We start from the raw sequence: 15,692 nt of genomic DNA on the forward strand, positions 1-15,692 counted from the left end.
CCCGCGGCGTCATTGCGAGCGACGCGACGGAATCCAGAGCTCAGGCCATGACCCTGGATTGCGTCGCTTCGCTCGCAATGACGGAGAACGCGGAGCTACCGACCCTGAAACACCGGCGCGCGCTTCTCGACGAAGGCTTTCGCCGCCTCCTTGTGATCCTCTGTTTCGCTGCAGCGCGAGTGATGCATCGCCTCGGCGTCGAAGCAGGCCTCCAGCGTCATCGTCTGGGCATTGTTGATGTTGCGCTTGATGTAGCCGAGCGTCACGCTCGGCCCCTGCGCCAGCGACAGCGCCAGCGCGCGCGTGGCGGCTTCGACCTCGGCGTCGGGCACCACCTTGGTGACCATGCCCAGGGCGAGCGCCTCCTGCGCCGTCAGGACCGGCGAGGTCAGATACAGCTCCCGCGCCTTGGCGCTGCCGAGCAGTTGCGTGAGGAAGTAGGTGCCGCCGAAATCGCCCGACAGCCCGACCTTGGCGAAGGCCGTCGTGATCTTGGCCGACTCGCCGGCCACCCGCAGATCGCAGGCCAGCGCGATCGACAGGCCGGCGCCGGCGGCCGCGCCGTCGATCTGCGCCACCACCGGCTTCTGCATCTGGTGCAGCAGCCGCGACACCTCCATGCGCTCGCGCAAGGTCGTCACCTTGGTCTCGAACGAGGGCGCGGTCTTGGCTTCGGCCATCGCCTTGACGTCGCCGCCGACGCAGAACGTGCCGCCGGCGCCCTTGAGCAGCACCGCACGCACCTCCGGATCATTGGCCGCGCGATGCGCCGCCTCGACCAGGCCCTTGGTCAGGTCGCTGTTGAGCGCGTTGCGTCGCTCCGGACGGTTCATCGTGATCGTGAGCAGGCCGGAGTCGAGATGCTGCAGGACTGTCGTGTTGGTGGTCATGGCCGGCGCTCCTTGTTGTTTCCTGGTGTTATGTCTCCCGTCATTCCGGGGCGACACGGCGGCGTCGAGCCCGGAATCCCGAGCTGATGGACTCACATCGAGGTTCCGGGTTCAACGCTGCGCGTTGCCCCGGAACGACGGATGTCGCGGCAGAGTTTGCGCCTTGCTCGGGCGCGCCCCGGAATGCCGTGGCCCCGGCCGTCACTTCTTCACAAGCGGGCAGCGCGACGCCTCGAGCGGCTGGAATGCCTCGTCGCCCGACACGGTCGCGAGCAGCTTGTAGTCGTCGGACTTCCCCCTCGATTCCGACGGCTTCTTGACCTCGAACAGGTACATGTCATGCACCATGCGTCCATCCTCGCGGATGCGGCCGCCCTTGGCGAACATGTCGTTGATGGGTGTGGCCCGCATCGCCTTCATGACGGCGTCCGCATCGGTCGTCCCGGCCGTCTTCACGGCTTTCAGATAGTGCGTGACGGAGGAATAGACCCCCGCCTGGGCCGAGGTCGGCACGCGCCTGGTGCGCTCCATGAAGCGTTTGGTGAAGGCGCGGGTGTCGTCGTTGAGATCCCAATAGAACGCTTCCGCGACCAGAAGCCCCTGCGCCGTCTCGAGCCCGACGCTGTCGATGTCGGAGACGAAGGCGAGCAGCGGCGACAGCTTCTGGCCGCCTTTGCTGAGGCCGAACTCCGCGGCCTGCTTGATCGCGTTGATGGTGTCGCCGCCGGCATTGGCGAGGCCGATCACCTTGGCCTTGGAGGCCTGCGCCTGCAGCAGGAAGGACGAGAAGTCCGACGTATTGAGCGGATGACGCACGCTGCCGAGCACCTTGCCGCCCGACTTCACCACCACGGCGGTGGTGTCCTTCTCCAGATCCTGGCCGAAGGCGTAATCCGCGGTCAGGAAGAACCAGCTGTCGAGGCCGGACTTCACCGCCGCCAATCCCGTGACATTGGCCTGCGCGAAGGTGTCGAACACGTAGTGCACGGTGTACGGGCCGCAGGCCTCGTTGGACAGCCTGACAGAGCCGGGACCGTTGAAGATGATGATCTTGTTGCGCGCCTTGGCGATCTCGCCGGCGGCCAGCGCGGTGGCGGAGGCCGCGACATCCCAGATCATCTCGACGCCCTGGTTGTCGAGCATGTCGCGGGCGATGTTGGCGGCGAGATCGGCCTTGTTGAGATGGTCGGCCGCAAGCACCTCGATCTTGCGGCCCAGCACCTCGCCGCCGAAATCCTCGACGGCCATCTTCGCCGCGGTCTCGCTGCCGGGACCGGTGATGTCGGCGTAGAGGCTCGACATGTCCAGGATGCCGCCGATCTTCAGCGGCGGCTTGCTCTGCGCATGCGCCACGCCCGCAGAGAACGTCAGCGCCGACGCCAGCATGAACAACGACGCCGCCGCGCCGCGGATGGTTCTGCTCATCGATATCCTCCCTGCCGGGCACGTCGCTACATGGCGACGGCCTCGTTGATAGTTCGCATCATGGCGCACGCTTTCGCATGCGGCAAGCGCTCAGCACGCTCAGCAAAAGCGTCGCCGGTCGCCGCTTTCCGCTCAGTGGAATGGAAATTTCGTGCGATGATGCAGCATGACGAGAGAGCGCAGGATGCGGAGCAGATGGAGGCTGATTGCGCTCGGTGCGAGCGTCGCGATCATCGCGATGATGTCGGCGAGTCACGCCGCGCCGTGCATGTTCGCCGAGCTCGGCGAAGGACACGTCAGCGAGATCATCGATGCGCGCGGCTTCCGTCTCGACGACGGCCGAGAGGTCAGGCTCGCCGGCATCGAGGCGCCGCCGGACGAGCAGCGCGCGACGTCGATGGATACGCTGCGCGTGCTGCTGCGCGGCCGCGACGTCGTGCTGCGCGGCGAGGACGACACTCCGGACCGCTACGGCCGGCAGCGCGCCTTCGCCTTCGTGGCCGGTGCGGACCAGCCGGTGCAGAGCGAGCTGCTCCGGCAGGGCGCCGTGCTGCGCGGGATCGACCTGCCGGACCGGGATTGCGCCCTCAGCCTGGGTGCGGCGGAAGCCGAGGCACGCAGCGCCGGACGCGGTCTCTGGAAGATTGGGACCGTCATAAAAAACACGGAAAGTCCAGACGATATTTTGTCTCGCGTAGGGCAATTTACGGTTGTCGAAGGGAAGGTGTTGTCCGTACGACAGACGGGGACAACAACTTATCTGAACTTCGCTCGTAGCTGGACACGGGGCTTCGCGGTGACTATTCCAAAGCGTATGATGGCGGTATTGGAAGGTGCCGGCATCGACGTCAAATCACTTGCGAATCGACAGGTTCGCGTGCGCGGTTGGATCGAAGCGCATGCGGGTCCGAGACTGGAACTGACGCAGATCGCCCAGATCGAGATTTTGAGCGGGAATTGACCGCTGAGGTACGTGAGTAGCGACGTGAGCCTGTCTGTTCGAAAGCGCATGACGGTGATGAACTGCGGTTCGTGGATCGCACCGGCGTTGCTGTGCCTGGGACTGGCGTTGTCCGGTTGCAGCGACATGGGCAAGTTGCAGCAGGCGACGGCGCCGATGCCGACGCCGCGGCCGAAGCCGGCGATGGTGCAGACGACGCCGGCGAGCGATCGCGAGCACGAGCGCATTCTTGCTACTTATGGCGGTGCCTATGAGGATCCCCAGCTCGAGGGCCTGATCGGCAAGATCGTCGACCGGCTGGTGGCGGTGTCCGATCGGCCCGACCAGGGCTACAAGGTCACGATCCTGAACTCCGGTGCGGTCAACGCCTTCGCGCTGCCGACCGGCCAGCTCTACGTGACGCGCGGCCTGATCGCGCTCGCCAACGACACCTCCGAATTGTCGTCGGTGCTGAGCCACGAGATGGCGCATGTGCTGGCGCGCCATGCTGCGATTCGCGAGGACCAGGCGCGGCAGGCCGCAGTGGTGACCCGCGTCGTCTCCGACATGGGCAACGATCCGGACCTGACGGCGCTGGCGCTCGCCAAGACCAAGCTGACGATGGCGAGTTTCTCTCGCACCCAGGAGTTCGAGGCCGACGGCATCGGCGTCGGCATCTCCGCCAAGGCGAAGTTCGATCCCTACGGCGCGGCGCGCTTCCTAAGCTCGATGGAGCGCAACGCCGAGCTGAAGGCCGGCAAGGTCGCGATCGACCCGCGCGCGCAGGACTTCCTGTCGTCGCATCCGGCGACGCCGGAGCGGGTGCAGAACGCTGCCGCCATCGCCAAGCAATACGTCTCCCCCGAGGCCAGGGAGCATGACCGCGAGACCTACTTGGCTGCGGTCGACAACATCGTCTACGGCGAGGACCCGAGCGAGGGCTTCGTGCGTGGGCGGCGCTTCCTGCATCCGAAGCTCGGCTTCACCTTCCAGGCGCCGGAGAACTTCACGCTCGACAACACCGCGCAGGCGGTGATCGGCGTGCGCGAAGGCGGCGCCCAGGCGATGCGCTTCGACGTGGTGCGCGTGCCTGCCCAGCAGACGCTCGGCGACTATCTCAATTCCGGCTGGATGGAGAACGTCGACAAGTCGGCGACCGAGGAGCTGACGATCAACGGCTTCCCGGCGGCCTCGACCTCGGCGAGCGGCGATCCCTGGCAGTTCAAGGTCTACGCGCTGCGCGTCGGCAGCGACGTCTACCGCTTCATCTTCGCCTCTCGCCAGAAGACCACCGAGAGCGAGCGCAATGCGCGGGAGACGGTGAACTCGTTCCGCCGGCTCAGCCTGGAGGAGATCCAGTCGGCGCGGCCGCTGCGCATCAAGGTGATCACCGTGCAGCCGGGCGACACGGTCGAGTCGCTCGCGCACCGCATGACCGGCGTCGACCGTCCGGTCGAGCGCTTCCGGGTGCTGAACGGGCTCGACGCCCGCGCCCAGGTCAAGGTCCGCGACCGCGTCAAGATCGTGGTGGAGTGACGGGCTGAGGGACGGATTCCCCGCTTGCCCCGGCGGGTTGATGCCATGCCAGGACGGCCACACGACAACTGTCGTCCCGGGCAAGACCGGCAACGCGACAGCGTTGCCGGGCGCCGACCCGGGATCCATAACCGCAAGTGCAAATGGCTGGAGCGCTGGAGCTCCAGCGCGCGTCCTTGCAGGCGCCGGGATTATGGGTCCCGGCGTTCGCCGGGACGACAGCGGAGCAAGTGCGACCAGCGCCCCACCTTCGCACGCAGTCCATCGCCAACTCGCGAACGGCGAGCACGTCTACACCATGGCCATGAAGCGGTGCCGTCGACGTGCATCCCAAACAAAAAGCCCGACCTTTCGGCCGGGCTTTCGTAAGCAACTAATTGGAAAACGCGCTAACGGTCGATCAGGCGGCCTCGTCGGCCACGGCGGTGTCGTCGCCATCGATATCATCGCCCTCGGCGTCGGCATCACCTTCGGCGACCGCATCGGCTTCGGTCTTGGCACCGCGGCGCGGGCTCTTGGCGAGCTGCGTCTCGATCTCCTTGACGGCCTCGGTCTCGGTCGAGTGCTGCACGACGGCGATCTCGCGCGACAGACGGTCGAGCGCCGCTTCGTAGAGCTGGCGTTCGCTGTAGGACTGCTCGGGCTGCGACTCCGAACGGTAGAGATCGCGCACGACCTCGGCGATCGCGACGATGTCGCCCGAATTGATCTTCGCTTCGTATTCCTGGGCGCGACGCGACCACATGGTGCGCTTGACGCGGGCACGGCCCTTCAGGGTCTCCAGCGCCTTCTTCACCAGCGCCGGGTCGGACAGCTTGCGCATGCCGACATTGGCGACCTTGGCGGTCGGCACGCGCAGCGTCATCTTGTCCTTGATGAAGTTGATGACGAACAGCTCGAGCTTGGCGCCCGCGATCTCCTGCTCCTCGATGGCCAGGATCTGGCCGACGCCGTGAGCCGGATAGACGACGAATTCGTTGGTCTTGAAGCCCTGGCGCTGGGTCGGCAGCTTCTTTTCCTCGACGCGCGGCGCGGCCGCGGCGGGAGCAGCCGGCTTGGCGGCGACAGCGGGCTTGGCAACAGGGGCAGCAGCTGCGGGAACGGCGGTCTTGGTGGCAGCCTTGGGCGCAGCGGCGGCCTTGGCAGGCGCAGCCTTGGCAACAGAGTCCTTTGCAAGAGTGGTCTTCGCGGCGGATGCTTTCGCGGCAGTCTTGGCAGTCTTTTCAGGCATTGCGCTTCTTTTGTTCTTAGTGGACTTGGCAGCCGAGGCCTTCGCGGCAGCCCGAATCTCCTTTACAGGAGTCCGGGCACGGCCCTTGGAAACGCTGCGGCTGGCCGCGGCGGCTTTTTTTGTACTCTTGGAAGCACTCTTTTTACGCGTTTTCTGTGACACAGCCTGCGCGCGGAACTGCCACGCCCCTGTTTGATGTTGCGGGAACCTAAAAGGGCGGCCAAAAAAGGTTACGCATGGCCGGGTTCGGCTCTGAGAATGTGCTATATATAGCACATTTGCCGCAAAAATCAATGATTTGGAGGCCGCAGGGGCGGTATTGTGACGGATCCACGAAGTTAGGGTTAAGTGAAGCGTGCCGGAATAGAACAACTCGTGCAGCGCGTCCCGCTCGCCGCAAGAGGTGTTCTAGGCCATTGTTTCCGCGTAACGATTTCGATCGGCGCGACGGCGCCCCGCAGGCCGGGGCGCGCTGGTGACCGCGCAGGTCGCGAGACGACCGTCAGTCTCCGGCGCCGGGCTTCGACGAAAAATATTTCTGGAACTTTCCATCCTCGCCGTCGTGCTCCTTGGCGTCGGCCGGCGGGTCCTTCTTCTGGGTGATGTTGGGCCAGGACTTGGCATATTCGGCGTTCACGCCCAGCCACTTCTCCAGCCCCGGCTCGGTATCCGGCTTGATCGCGTCGGCCGGACATTCCGGCTCGCACACGCCGCAATCGATGCATTCGTCCGGATGAATGACCAGCATGTTGTCACCCTCGTAGAAGCAGTCTACCGGGCAGACCTCAACGCAATCGGTGTATTTGCACTTGATACAGTTTTCGGTGACGACGTAAGTCATCCAAGGCTCCGGAACGGATCGACAATTCGGCTGGCTTGGACTAGCGCAGGACGTGTTGTGCCGCAAGTGAAGCGGGGCGAAGAACTGAACCGGATATTGCTCTGGCGCAATCCATCAGGATCGTCCGCCATCCAGATCATCGTACAGCCCGCGCACGGAGGCGGCATCGCCGCGGCGCTCGGCAAAGCCGGTCACCTTGAGCACGCGCACGCTGCGGTCGAGCGCGATGGTCAGCACGTCACCGGTCTTCACCCCGTGGCCGGGCGACGTCTCGCGCACGCCATTGATCCGGACATGGCCCGACGACACCAGCGCCGCGGCGCTGGTGCGCGCCTTCACCAGCCGCGCATGCCACAGCCATTTGTCGAGGCGCTGGCGCTCTGACGGGGTGTCGGACGTCGGCGTTGTCCTTCCAACCTATCTTGCCAACCGATCTTGCCGCTCAATCCTTGCGGTTGTTCGCCGCGAGCTGCTCCTTGAGCGCGGCAAGCTTGGCGAACGGCGAGTTGGGATCGACCGGACGGTCGCGATCCCGGCCTCCGCCGCCACTCGAGGCGTAGGGCCGCAGCGCCGGACCGCTGTCGCGCTTGTCGCGACCGCCCTTGCCGAAGTCGCGGCCGCCGCGTCCCTCACCACCGAACTTGCCGCCCTTGTTGCGATCGCGGTTCTGGTCGCGCCCCTTGGCGTCATGGTCGCGGCGCGGCCCGCGCTCCTCGCGCGCCGGCGCCGATGCGCCCTCGGCTGGAGCCGCACCAGCCTCCGGCGGGCCCTTGCGGAAGTCCTTGCCGAACTCCTTCATCCGGTCGCGTCGGCCCTGGCCGCGGTGATGGCGCTCGCGCGCCTCGCCGCCCTCGGCCGGAGCCGTCCCGGCAGGCGCCTGCCCGCCGCCGGCACCCTGCCCGCGCTCGTGCTGCGGACGGTTGGGCCGGCCGCGATGATGATGGTCGTGGCGCGGCCTGCGCTCCTCCGAGCGCCCGCCCGGCCGCCAGACCTCGACCAGGACGGGCTCGGCGGCAGCAGCGGCCTCGGCCGGAGAAGCCGCGGTCGCGGTAGATCCAGCAGCAGCTTCAGTCCCGGCAGCTTCAGCCGAAGCATCGCCGATGCTTGCTGCCTCGTGTGCGACGGCCTCAGCGGCTTCTGGCTGCGGCGCATCCGCAGCAACGGCGGCTTCCGCCTCGGCGACGACGCTTTCGGCAGCCGTCTCGGCCACGGACGCGTCGTCCGCCGCATCGGGCGTGACGAAATCGACGGTCGGCAGCGATGCCAGGGCCGACACCGACGCGGTTTCCGCCTGCTCCTCGCCGACCGCCGCGGGCACGGCGATGGTCTGCTCGGTCACCGGAGCGACGGCGGCCTCCGCGACGGTGGGAACCTGCTCGTCGGCCGGCTCGCCGGCGACAAGCGCGAGGTCCTCGCCCGGCACGGCCTGCGCTTCTGCCGGCTCAGCCGGGGCGGTCTCCACAGCAGCGGCCTCGGCAGCAGCAGCCTCGACGGGCTTCTCAGCCGGCTTCGGCGGCAGCGGCGGACGCTTCTCCATGCGATAGCCGAGCGCGCGCAGGATCGAGGCAAAGTCCTCGCCGGCCGAACCGGTGAGCGAGGTCATCGCCTGCGTCACCACGAAGCCGCGGCCGTCGAAGGCGCCGGCGGGCTTTTCGCCCGGTGCATTGTCGCGCCAGGCCAGGGCGGGACGAATCAGGTCGGCCAGCCGCTCCAGGATGTCGACGCGCACCGCGCGCTCGCCCGCCTGCTTGTAGCCGAGCACGCGATAGGCATCGCGCGGCAGCGCCTTGTCGACCGGGAACGAGGTCCGGCCCGAGCTCGCCAGATGCTGCGCGCCGGTCAGCGCGGACATGTCGACATTGCCCTGCTTCTCGGCCCACAGCAGCGCAGCGAGCGCGCGCGCCGCGGGCTTGAGCAGCGCCGGGACGTAGATGTGATAGGCGCCGAAGCGCACGCCATATTTGCGCAGCGTGGCGCGCGACGGCTGGTCGAGATCCTTCATCTCGGCCGCGATCTTGGCGCGCTCGATGACGCCGAGCGCCTCCACCAGTTGGAACGCGATGCCGCGGCCGATGCCGGTGATGTCCTCGGCCTTGGACAATTCGAACAGCGGGCCGAGCAGCTTCTCGATATGCGTCTTCAGCCAGAGATCGAGCCGCGCCTGCACCTTGTCGCGCGCAGCACCCGTCAGCCGCTCGTCGGCGATGATGCGCAGGCGCGGATGCAACGCGTCGTCGGCCGCGACCAGCTTGGCGACCGCGTCGCCGGTCCAGCGCACCGTGCCGTCGGCGGTGAGCACGATGTGCTCGTCGGGCGCGCTGGACAGCTTCTCGGCGCGCGCCTCGATCTCGCCGGCCAGCGCCTTCTGGGCAGCAGCCTGCAAGGCCTTGGCCTCCGAGCCGGCTTCGGCGGCGTCGGGCGCGAAGGTGAATCCATCCAGACGGCCGATCGCGTGCCCTTCAACGATCACTTCGCCGGTCTTGCCGATTTCCGTATTCAAAACACTGTTCTCCCGCAGGCGCCGCATCAATACACTGGTACGACGATCAACGAAACGCTCCGTGAGCCGTTCATGAAGGGCGTCTGACAATTTATTTTCGAGCTCGCGGGTAATCCCCTGCCAATAATCAGGGTCGCGCAGCCAGTCTGGCCGGTTGGCCACGAAGGTCCAGGTACGAATCTGTGCAATCCGCCCCGACAGCGTGTCGATGTCGCCATCGACGCGGTCGGCCTGATCGACCTGTGCGGCGTACCAGGCGTCCGGAATACGCCCCTTCTGCATCAGGAAGCCGAACACGGTGGTCACCAGCTCCGCATGGGCGGCCGGCGACAGCCTGCGATAATCGGGGATCTGGCAGGTCTCCCAGAGACGCTCGACCGCGGACGCGCCATGCGCCATGTCGCGCACCTCGGCGTCGCGCGCGGCATGATCGAGCACGCGCAGATCCTCCGCGATCGGCGCGCGCGTCAGCGCCTCATGCCCCGGCGCGATCGCCAATGAGACCTGAAGCGCGCTCAAGGACGCGAAATCAAGCCTGGAGTTCCGCCATTGCAGCACCTTCACGGTATCGAAGGTGTGGTTCTGGAGCGCATTGACCAGCTCGGGCTCGAACGGCGCACAACGCCCGGTGGTGCCGAACGTGCCGTTGCGCGTCGCCCGTCCGGCACGGCCCGCGATCTGGGCAAACTCCGACGGCGTGAGCCGGCGGAACTGATAGCCGTCATATTTGCGGTCGGACGCAAAGGCGACGTGGTCGACGTCGAGGTTGAGCCCCATGCCGATCGCGTCGGTGGCGACGAGATAGTCGACGTCGCCGTTCTGGAACATCGCCACCTGCGCGTTGCGGGTTCGCGGCGACAGCGATCCCAGGACCACAGCGGCGCCGCCATGCTGGCGGCGGATCAGCTCGGCGATGGCGTAGACCTCGTCGGCCGAGAAGGCCACGATGGCAGTCCGGCGCGGCTGTCGCGTGATCTTGCGGTCGCCGGCGAATTCGAGCTGCGACAGCCGCGGCCGCGTCACGGTCGATACGCCCGGCAGCAGCCGCTCGATGATGGGGCGCATCGTCGCAGCCCCGAGCAGCAGCGTCTCGTCGCGGCCCCGCCGGTTGAGGATGCGGTCGGTGAAGACGTGGCCGCGCTCGAGATCGGCGGCGATCTGGATCTCGTCGACGGCGAGGAACGACACGTCGAGATCCCTGGGCATCGCCTCGACGGTCGACACCCAGTAGCGCGGGTTCTTCGGCTTGATCTTCTCCTCGCCGGTGATCAGCGCAACGGCCTCGCTGCCGACGCGATCGGCGATCTTGTTGTAGACCTCACGCGCGAGCAGCCGCAGCGGCAGTCCGATGATGCCGGAGGAATGCGCGAGCATGCGCTCGATCGCCAGATGCGTCTTGCCGGTGTTGGTGGGGCCGAGAACGGCGGTAACGCCGCTTCCGGGAGCTCGGTCGGACGCGCGCTCGAAAGGCGAGGCTGCCGAAGAAGACGAAAAAGCCATTCGTTAAATTGGGTCTCGAGGCCGGCGTTGCAGGCGCGCGGGTCAGGCGCGATGGATGCTGGATTTATCGTCGTTCTGAGAGGCTGCGATCCTCACACCTGTGTCACATTGCTACGCATATAGGGACGCAGCTTAAGCTTCGGAACGCCTTGAGAACGAATCACGCCCGAATCGCTGACTCCAGCGCCTTTCCGGCTTCGTTCACCGCAACATCTCGCGCCGCGCGATCAAGGCAGCACTAGATCAAGTTTTCACGGTCTCGACAAGCAACGCTTTCGCGAGGGAACTGGCGCTGTTTCGAGCAGGCCCGAGTCGAATCAGAATCGGCGAAGAGTCAAACGGATTCACGCGAGCCGTCGTTCAGGCCGCGCGCCGGATCACACATGCTGGCTTTCCGGACGGCCTCGCAATGACGGCGCCGGCCGGACAACGAGGATTCCGCCGCGCGCTACTGCGTTTTCGCGACGTGCGGCGAAGCCTGGGTGATGAAGGAGGTCGCCTCGAGCATCGCCTTGCCGAAAGAGGTCGGAATCACGACCCGGAACGGCACCAGGATGCGCGTGCCCGCGAGCGGCACGAAGAAGATCTCCATGTTGCGGGCCTGGGCGAGATATTTGATCACCGGCCGGTCCGGGATGTAACCCGCAACCGGCGTGAAGTAGACCGCGCAGACCAGCGCCGGGCCGCGATAGCCTTTGTCCGCCTTGACGTTCTCCATGCGCTTGTAGTCGAGCTTGAGCTCGTAGCGCATGCGGCCGTCGAACACGGGCGCAGCGCCGCGGCACGAGTCCGGCGACAGCAGCTCGCCATTGCCCGGCACCCGCACCAGCGAGGCCGTCATCGGATCGAGCACGCCGCGCTTGTGGGCATCCGTTACCGGAATGCGGTCGGGATCGACCGGCGGCGTCGGCTCGATGGCGAAATCCTTCACGGTGCCGTTCTGCAGATTGATGCGGATCTGCTCGGACTTCTTTCCCGTGGTGGTCGAGGCCTGGTAGCTCTGCCCGACCAGGGCGCCGTTGACGACGCGCCCCTGCACCGACCCGGTGCCCGATCCTTGGGAGAAGCTCTTGAGCAGGCCCGCGGTGCCGCCCTGAGCTGCGGCGCCGTACTGATCATCCCCGATTTCGACCGCCCAGGTGCCCTTGCCGACGGGGATGCCAGCCAGCGAAGCCTCATATTGGGCGTCCAGCCGGGCCTGTGCCCAGGCGCCGTGGGGGGCCAGCAGCAGGAGCGCCGCGATGGAGCCGGCCACCGCCAGGCGCCGGAAACGGAAGAAGGCCGTGCTGTTGGTCACGTCGAAATGGTCCTGCCGATCCGCTTGTCGGGCCCCGGCCCCTGTGCCGCGCCACTGCTGTTACTTACGCCAAAAACGCTCCTGAACAACGCGAACCGGTCACATCCTGGCCGATTGTCCAGCGCTTTACGTCCGGCTCCGCTTCCGGCGAAGCCGCATCGGGCGGCCCAAACTCCCCGTGAGCCCCTGCAATCCGCCGGGCTCGACGGGCCGATTTGACGCGCCATCGCGCGAACGTCCACTCATCACGCCCGAATACGCCCTTTATGTGGTCTCCGGCGATCGGCTATGATGTTGATTGTACGACGTCTTTCGGAGAAAAACGGCCATGCGGACGCCTATGGCCGGACGCCGTGCCGCGGGCGCAAATACCGCCGCCGTGAAGCGAGGCAGCCCTGCGATTCGGCGCGTGGCTAAGGGGCCACCGGCCCCATCCCTCAAAACCTTGACGAAAAGCCGCATCCCCCCTATAGGACCGCATCTCCCAGAGACGAGCTGGACGAGTTTTGGACCCCCGCGGCCCGCCGACACAGGCGGACGAAGGGTGCGGGGATGAGAGAGGATTTACTGCCATGTCGCGGCGCTGTGAACTGACGGCCAAGGGCCCCCAGGTTGGCCACAAGGTCAGCCACTCCAATATCAAGACCAAGCGGCGCTTCCTGCCGAACCTGTGCAACGTGACCTTCATCTCGGACGTACTCGGCCGCAACGTGCGCCTGCGCGTCTCGACGAACGCGCTCAAGAGCGTCGACCACAATGGCGGCCTCGACGCCTATCTGCTCAAGGCCAACGCTGCGGCGCTGTCGCCGCGCGCGCTGGAGCTGAAGCGCGCCATCGAGAAGAAAGCGGCGGACGCTGCCCCGGTCGCCAAGGCGAGCTGAGAGAGCAAGCCGAAATCCACGATTGATGCAGAAGCCGGACGCGTCACAGGCGGGGCTTCGAGCGAAGCGAGATATCGAAACGGCCGGATCGAGAGATCCGGCCGTTTTGCTTGCGGATGCCGTGACCAGCCGACAACTCTGGACACGGCAGCCGGCGCGGGGCGACCGGACACGTCGAGTGACCATCCGTTCGTACGGCGGCGCCATTCGATCACTTCGCTATGTCCGTCGCGCGGCGCGCAACAGCGACCCAGACGAAGTGCCATAGGAACCGACCTCCCCAACACCAGCCCGATGCTCTACACTCGTTGCGGTAGCATTATCGCGGACATTCCTTTGTCATGAAGAATATTGTCATCTGCTGCGACGGCACCGGCAACGAGATCAGCGAAAACATCTCGAACGTGCTCAAGCTCTATCGCTGCCTGCGCAAGACCGACAAGACGACGCCACTCCAGGCCGTGTTCTACGATCCTGGCGTCGGCACCCTGACACAGCCGGACAGCTGGCATCGCTTCAGGGCCAATTTCAACATGGTGCTGGGGCTCGCCACCGGGTACGGCCTCGACGACAACATCATCAGGGCCTACTGCTTCCTCGCCACGCATTACCAGCAAGGCGACCGCATCTTCATGTTCGGCTTCTCACGCGGCGCCTACACCGTGCGCGTGCTTGCCGGACTGATCCACAAGGTCGGGCTGATCTCGCCCGATCAGATCAATCTCGCCGGCTCGGGCGTGATCGCCTACAAGAAGTACTCCTCCGACAATCCGAAGGCCGGACGCGGCATCACCACCGAGGTCGAGAGCACCGAGGAGGAAGGGCCGATTCCCGAGAGCCGCGACGACCAGGCCGCGCAATTCGCGCGCATCACCTCGACACGCTGGCCAACGATCCATTTCGTCGGCGTGTGGGACACGGTGGCCAGCGTCATCGTGCCGCGCACCGACCGGTTCCTCGCCCTCCCCAGCCTCGAGGAGCTCGCCTTCTCGATCGAGAACCCGAGCGTGAAGATTTTCCGGCAGGCCGCTGCGATCGACGAACGGCGCTGCATGTTCCGGCTGAAGCCGTGGAACATGCCGCAGACCTTCACGCCGAACCGCTTCAACAAGGCGCATGCGGGACCGCAGGACGCCAAGCAGGTGTGGTTCGCCGGCGTACATTGCGACGTCGGCGGCGGTTATCCCGAGGCGCAGTCGGCGGTCTCGAAGTATCCGCTGCTGTGGATGATCGACGAGGCGGTCGAGGCGGGGCTGGCGGTCAATCCGCGCACGGTGAACCAGCTCGCCTGGGGCGTGCAGCGCAAGAACAGCCCGTTCTCCTATGTGGCGCCGAGCATCCAGGGCCCCCTGCACGATTCGATGAGGCCGGCCTGGCGGCTGCTCGAATGGCTGCCGAAGAGCGCGACGTACAAGGAGTGGCCGGAGCGCAAGGCGCGTTTCGGATTCTACATTCCGAATTGCGAGCCGCGCTTCATTCCCGAGGGCGCGTTCATCCACGAGAGCGTGCTGATGCGGATCGCGGAATCGCAGGACTACCGGCCCGTCAATCTGCCCGCGTCCTATGAGCGCGTACCGCTTCCGGTCAAACAGAAGGCGGAGTAGCAGCAACAGCGCGTTGCGGGTCGAGCAGCGTCTTCGGAGGCTCGCGCGTGGCGGATCGCCTCAGATCATGCGCAGATGGATGACGCCGTCGGTCACCTCGCCACGGGCGAACTGCTCGCGCGCCATCTGCTCGAACGCCGTGCGGTTTCGCTGCAGATAAGCGAACGCCTGATTGCGCGTGCAAAAGCAGGTCTCGAGATGACAGACCTGCCGCGTGGCGCCGATTGCGAGCGCAAATGCGATCGTCTGGCCTCCACGCTGCGTCTCGTCCTTTGCAATGCGAACGTCTGTAGCTGTCAACTTGGCCACGTCAGCCTCCTCGGTACGAAGGTCGGATCTGTACGCGGGACGCGGTTGAGGCGTAATGATCAGGCATGGATCGCCCGTCTGTTCGAGCACCAGCAACGGATCTGAAGTTCCGATAGTTCCACCGGGCAGCCGACGTCGGAAGGCGAGATGAAGCAGCCCTAGCGAGCGACCTTCTTCCGCCGCTTCGGCGCAGGCGCAGCAACAGGACCCGCTTGCGCAGCTTCCGCTTCCTTGGCGAGCCGCAACACGCGCAGCCGCTCCATGTTCTTGCGGACCGCCATCGCGCGCTGGTCCCATTCGGCGCGCGCCTTCGCCCCGTCCTCGGCGGCGACGCGCTGGCGCTCTGACCGCGCAATGCTTTCGGGGGAGCGTTCTGACATCCTCTTGGTGGCCATCGACTGATCCTTCCGGAGATGCGGGTTACCGTCGAGACGCAGAAAGCCCGCTCAATACAGGATCGAGCGGGCAAACCAGCCATTTCAGTACATCCGTGAAATGGCCCAAGACGTCAGATCAGTACGATCAGACCAGCGCGAGATTTTCTGCGCTGGTTTTACCGCGCATCTTGTCCGTCTTGACCTCAAAACTGACTTTCTGGCCTTCAGCCAAGCCAGCGAGACCAGCGCGTTCAACCGCGCTGATGTGAACGAACACGTCGTTCCCGCCATCCTCCGGCTGAATGAAACCAAAGCCCTTCTGGCCGTTGAACCACTTGACGGTACCCTGCATGTCTATCTC

General features: G+C 65.9%; 13 protein-coding genes and 1 pseudogene. 4 read left to right on the forward strand and 10 right to left on the reverse strand.

All coding sequences use genetic code 11. The annotated features are described in order from the left end of the window. Positions 1 to 95 precede the first annotated feature (95 nt). Positions 96 to 890: an enoyl-CoA hydratase gene (locus QX070_RS04210; RefSeq protein WP_315735142.1), complete on the reverse strand. Its 795-nt coding sequence runs from the start codon at positions 888 to 890 to the stop codon at positions 96 to 98. Between the two features lie 201 nt (positions 891 to 1,091). Next, entirely contained in the window at positions 1,092 to 2,276 is a 1,185-nt protein-coding gene (locus QX070_RS04215) for an ABC transporter substrate-binding protein (RefSeq protein WP_315735730.1), read from the reverse strand. Positions 2,277 to 2,481: 205 nt separating this feature from the next. Between QX070_RS04215 and QX070_RS04220 the strand changes: the two genes are divergently transcribed. Together QX070_RS04220 and QX070_RS04225 are read left to right on the forward strand one after the other, a co-directional pair. After that, the gene (locus QX070_RS04220; protein ID WP_409998907.1) at positions 2,482 to 3,276 is read left to right on the forward strand and encodes a thermonuclease family protein; all 795 of its coding nucleotides are present in this window, start codon (positions 2,482 to 2,484) and stop codon (positions 3,274 to 3,276) included. 48 nt (positions 3,277 to 3,324) lie between these two features. Beyond that, positions 3,325 to 4,791, forward strand: a complete 1,467-nt coding sequence (locus QX070_RS04225; RefSeq protein WP_315735734.1) for a M48 family metalloprotease — start codon at positions 3,325 to 3,327, stop codon at positions 4,789 to 4,791. Between the two features lie 400 nt (positions 4,792 to 5,191). On the opposite strand, the gene QX070_RS04230 is transcribed toward QX070_RS04225, so the two are convergent. The 5 genes and pseudogenes from QX070_RS04230 to QX070_RS04250 form a co-directional block, all read right to left on the reverse strand. Further along, complete coding sequence (locus tag QX070_RS04230; protein WP_315715249.1) at positions 5,192 to 6,022, reverse strand: CarD family transcriptional regulator; 831 nt, start codon at positions 6,020 to 6,022, stop codon at positions 5,192 to 5,194. A gap of 502 nt (positions 6,023 to 6,524) precedes the next feature. Continuing rightward, positions 6,525 to 6,863, reverse strand: a complete 339-nt coding sequence (gene fdxA / locus QX070_RS04235; protein WP_315715248.1) for a ferredoxin FdxA — start codon at positions 6,861 to 6,863, stop codon at positions 6,525 to 6,527. Positions 6,864 to 6,977: 114 nt separating this feature from the next. Further along, positions 6,978 to 7,244: pseudogene (locus tag QX070_RS04240) on the reverse strand (RNA-binding S4 domain-containing protein); the annotation flags it as partial. A 61-nt stretch (positions 7,245 to 7,305) separates the two neighbouring features. Continuing rightward, positions 7,306 to 10,863, reverse strand: coding sequence for a helicase-related protein (locus QX070_RS04245; protein WP_315735144.1), 3,558 nt, complete (start codon positions 10,861 to 10,863; stop codon positions 7,306 to 7,308). Between the two features lie 448 nt (positions 10,864 to 11,311). After that, positions 11,312 to 12,091, reverse strand: coding sequence for a DUF3108 domain-containing protein (locus QX070_RS04250; RefSeq protein ID WP_315735736.1), 780 nt, complete (start codon positions 12,089 to 12,091; stop codon positions 11,312 to 11,314). Between the two features lie 641 nt (positions 12,092 to 12,732). On the opposite strand from QX070_RS04250, the gene rpmB reads away from it, so the two are divergent. Together rpmB and QX070_RS04260 are read left to right on the forward strand one after the other, a co-directional pair. After that, on the forward strand, positions 12,733 to 13,041 hold the full coding sequence (gene rpmB / locus QX070_RS04255; RefSeq protein WP_315735146.1) for a 50S ribosomal protein L28: 309 nt from the start codon (positions 12,733 to 12,735) through the stop codon (positions 13,039 to 13,041). Positions 13,042 to 13,382: 341 nt separating this feature from the next. Then, positions 13,383 to 14,645, forward strand: coding sequence for a DUF2235 domain-containing protein (locus QX070_RS04260; RefSeq protein ID WP_315735148.1), 1,263 nt, complete (start codon positions 13,383 to 13,385; stop codon positions 14,643 to 14,645). Positions 14,646 to 14,705: 60 nt separating this feature from the next. Here QX070_RS04260 and QX070_RS04265 read toward each other — a convergent pair whose 3' ends face one another. The 3 genes from QX070_RS04265 to QX070_RS04275 form a co-directional block, all read right to left on the reverse strand. Continuing rightward, positions 14,706 to 15,050: a hypothetical protein gene (locus QX070_RS04265; RefSeq protein ID WP_315735150.1), complete on the reverse strand. Its 345-nt coding sequence runs from the start codon at positions 15,048 to 15,050 to the stop codon at positions 14,706 to 14,708. A gap of 62 nt (positions 15,051 to 15,112) precedes the next feature. Next, positions 15,113 to 15,349 (reverse strand): transcriptional regulator, encoded by a 237-nt coding sequence (locus tag QX070_RS04270; RefSeq protein WP_315735151.1) that lies wholly within the window; start codon positions 15,347 to 15,349, stop codon positions 15,113 to 15,115. Between the two features lie 127 nt (positions 15,350 to 15,476). Then, positions 15,477 to 15,683, reverse strand: a complete 207-nt coding sequence (locus QX070_RS04275) for a cold-shock protein (RefSeq protein WP_315735153.1) — start codon at positions 15,681 to 15,683, stop codon at positions 15,477 to 15,479. Positions 15,684 to 15,692: the final 9 nt, after the last annotated feature.

It is taken from the genome of Bradyrhizobium sp. SZCCHNR1093 (genome assembly GCF_032381175.1).
In the GTDB taxonomy this organism is placed as follows: Bacteria; Pseudomonadota; Alphaproteobacteria; order Rhizobiales; family Xanthobacteraceae; genus Bradyrhizobium.

Bases quoted from the DNA above. Each gene is read 5' to 3' on its own strand.
- QX070_RS04275 (WP_315735153.1), bottom strand. From the start codon at position 15,683: ATGCAGGGTACCGTCAAGTGGTTCAACGGCCAGAAGGGCTTTGGTTTC.
- QX070_RS04230 (WP_315715249.1), bottom strand. From the start codon at position 6,022: ATGCCTGAAAAGACTGCCAAGACTGCCGCGAAAGCATCCGCCGCGAAG.
- QX070_RS04215 (WP_315735730.1), bottom strand. From the start codon at position 2,276: ATGCTGGCGTCGGCGCTGACGTTCTCTGCGGGCGTGGCGCATGCGCAG.
- QX070_RS04225 (WP_315735734.1), top strand. From the start codon at position 3,325: ATGACGGTGATGAACTGCGGTTCGTGGATCGCACCGGCGTTGCTGTGC.
- QX070_RS04220 (WP_409998907.1), top strand. From the start codon at position 2,482: ATGACGAGAGAGCGCAGGATGCGGAGCAGATGGAGGCTGATTGCGCTC.
- QX070_RS04245 (WP_315735144.1), bottom strand. From the start codon at position 10,863: ATGGCTTTTTCGTCTTCTTCGGCAGCCTCGCCTTTCGAGCGCGCGTCC.
- rpmB (WP_315735146.1), top strand. From the start codon at position 12,733: ATGTCGCGGCGCTGTGAACTGACGGCCAAGGGCCCCCAGGTTGGCCAC.
- fdxA (WP_315715248.1), bottom strand. From the start codon at position 6,863: ATGACTTACGTCGTCACCGAAAACTGTATCAAGTGCAAATACACCGAT.
- QX070_RS04210 (WP_315735142.1), bottom strand. From the start codon at position 890: ATGACCACCAACACGACAGTCCTGCAGCATCTCGACTCCGGCCTGCTC.
- QX070_RS04260 (WP_315735148.1), top strand. From the start codon at position 13,383: ATGAAGAATATTGTCATCTGCTGCGACGGCACCGGCAACGAGATCAGC.
- QX070_RS04270 (WP_315735151.1), bottom strand. From the start codon at position 15,349: ATGGCCACCAAGAGGATGTCAGAACGCTCCCCCGAAAGCATTGCGCGG.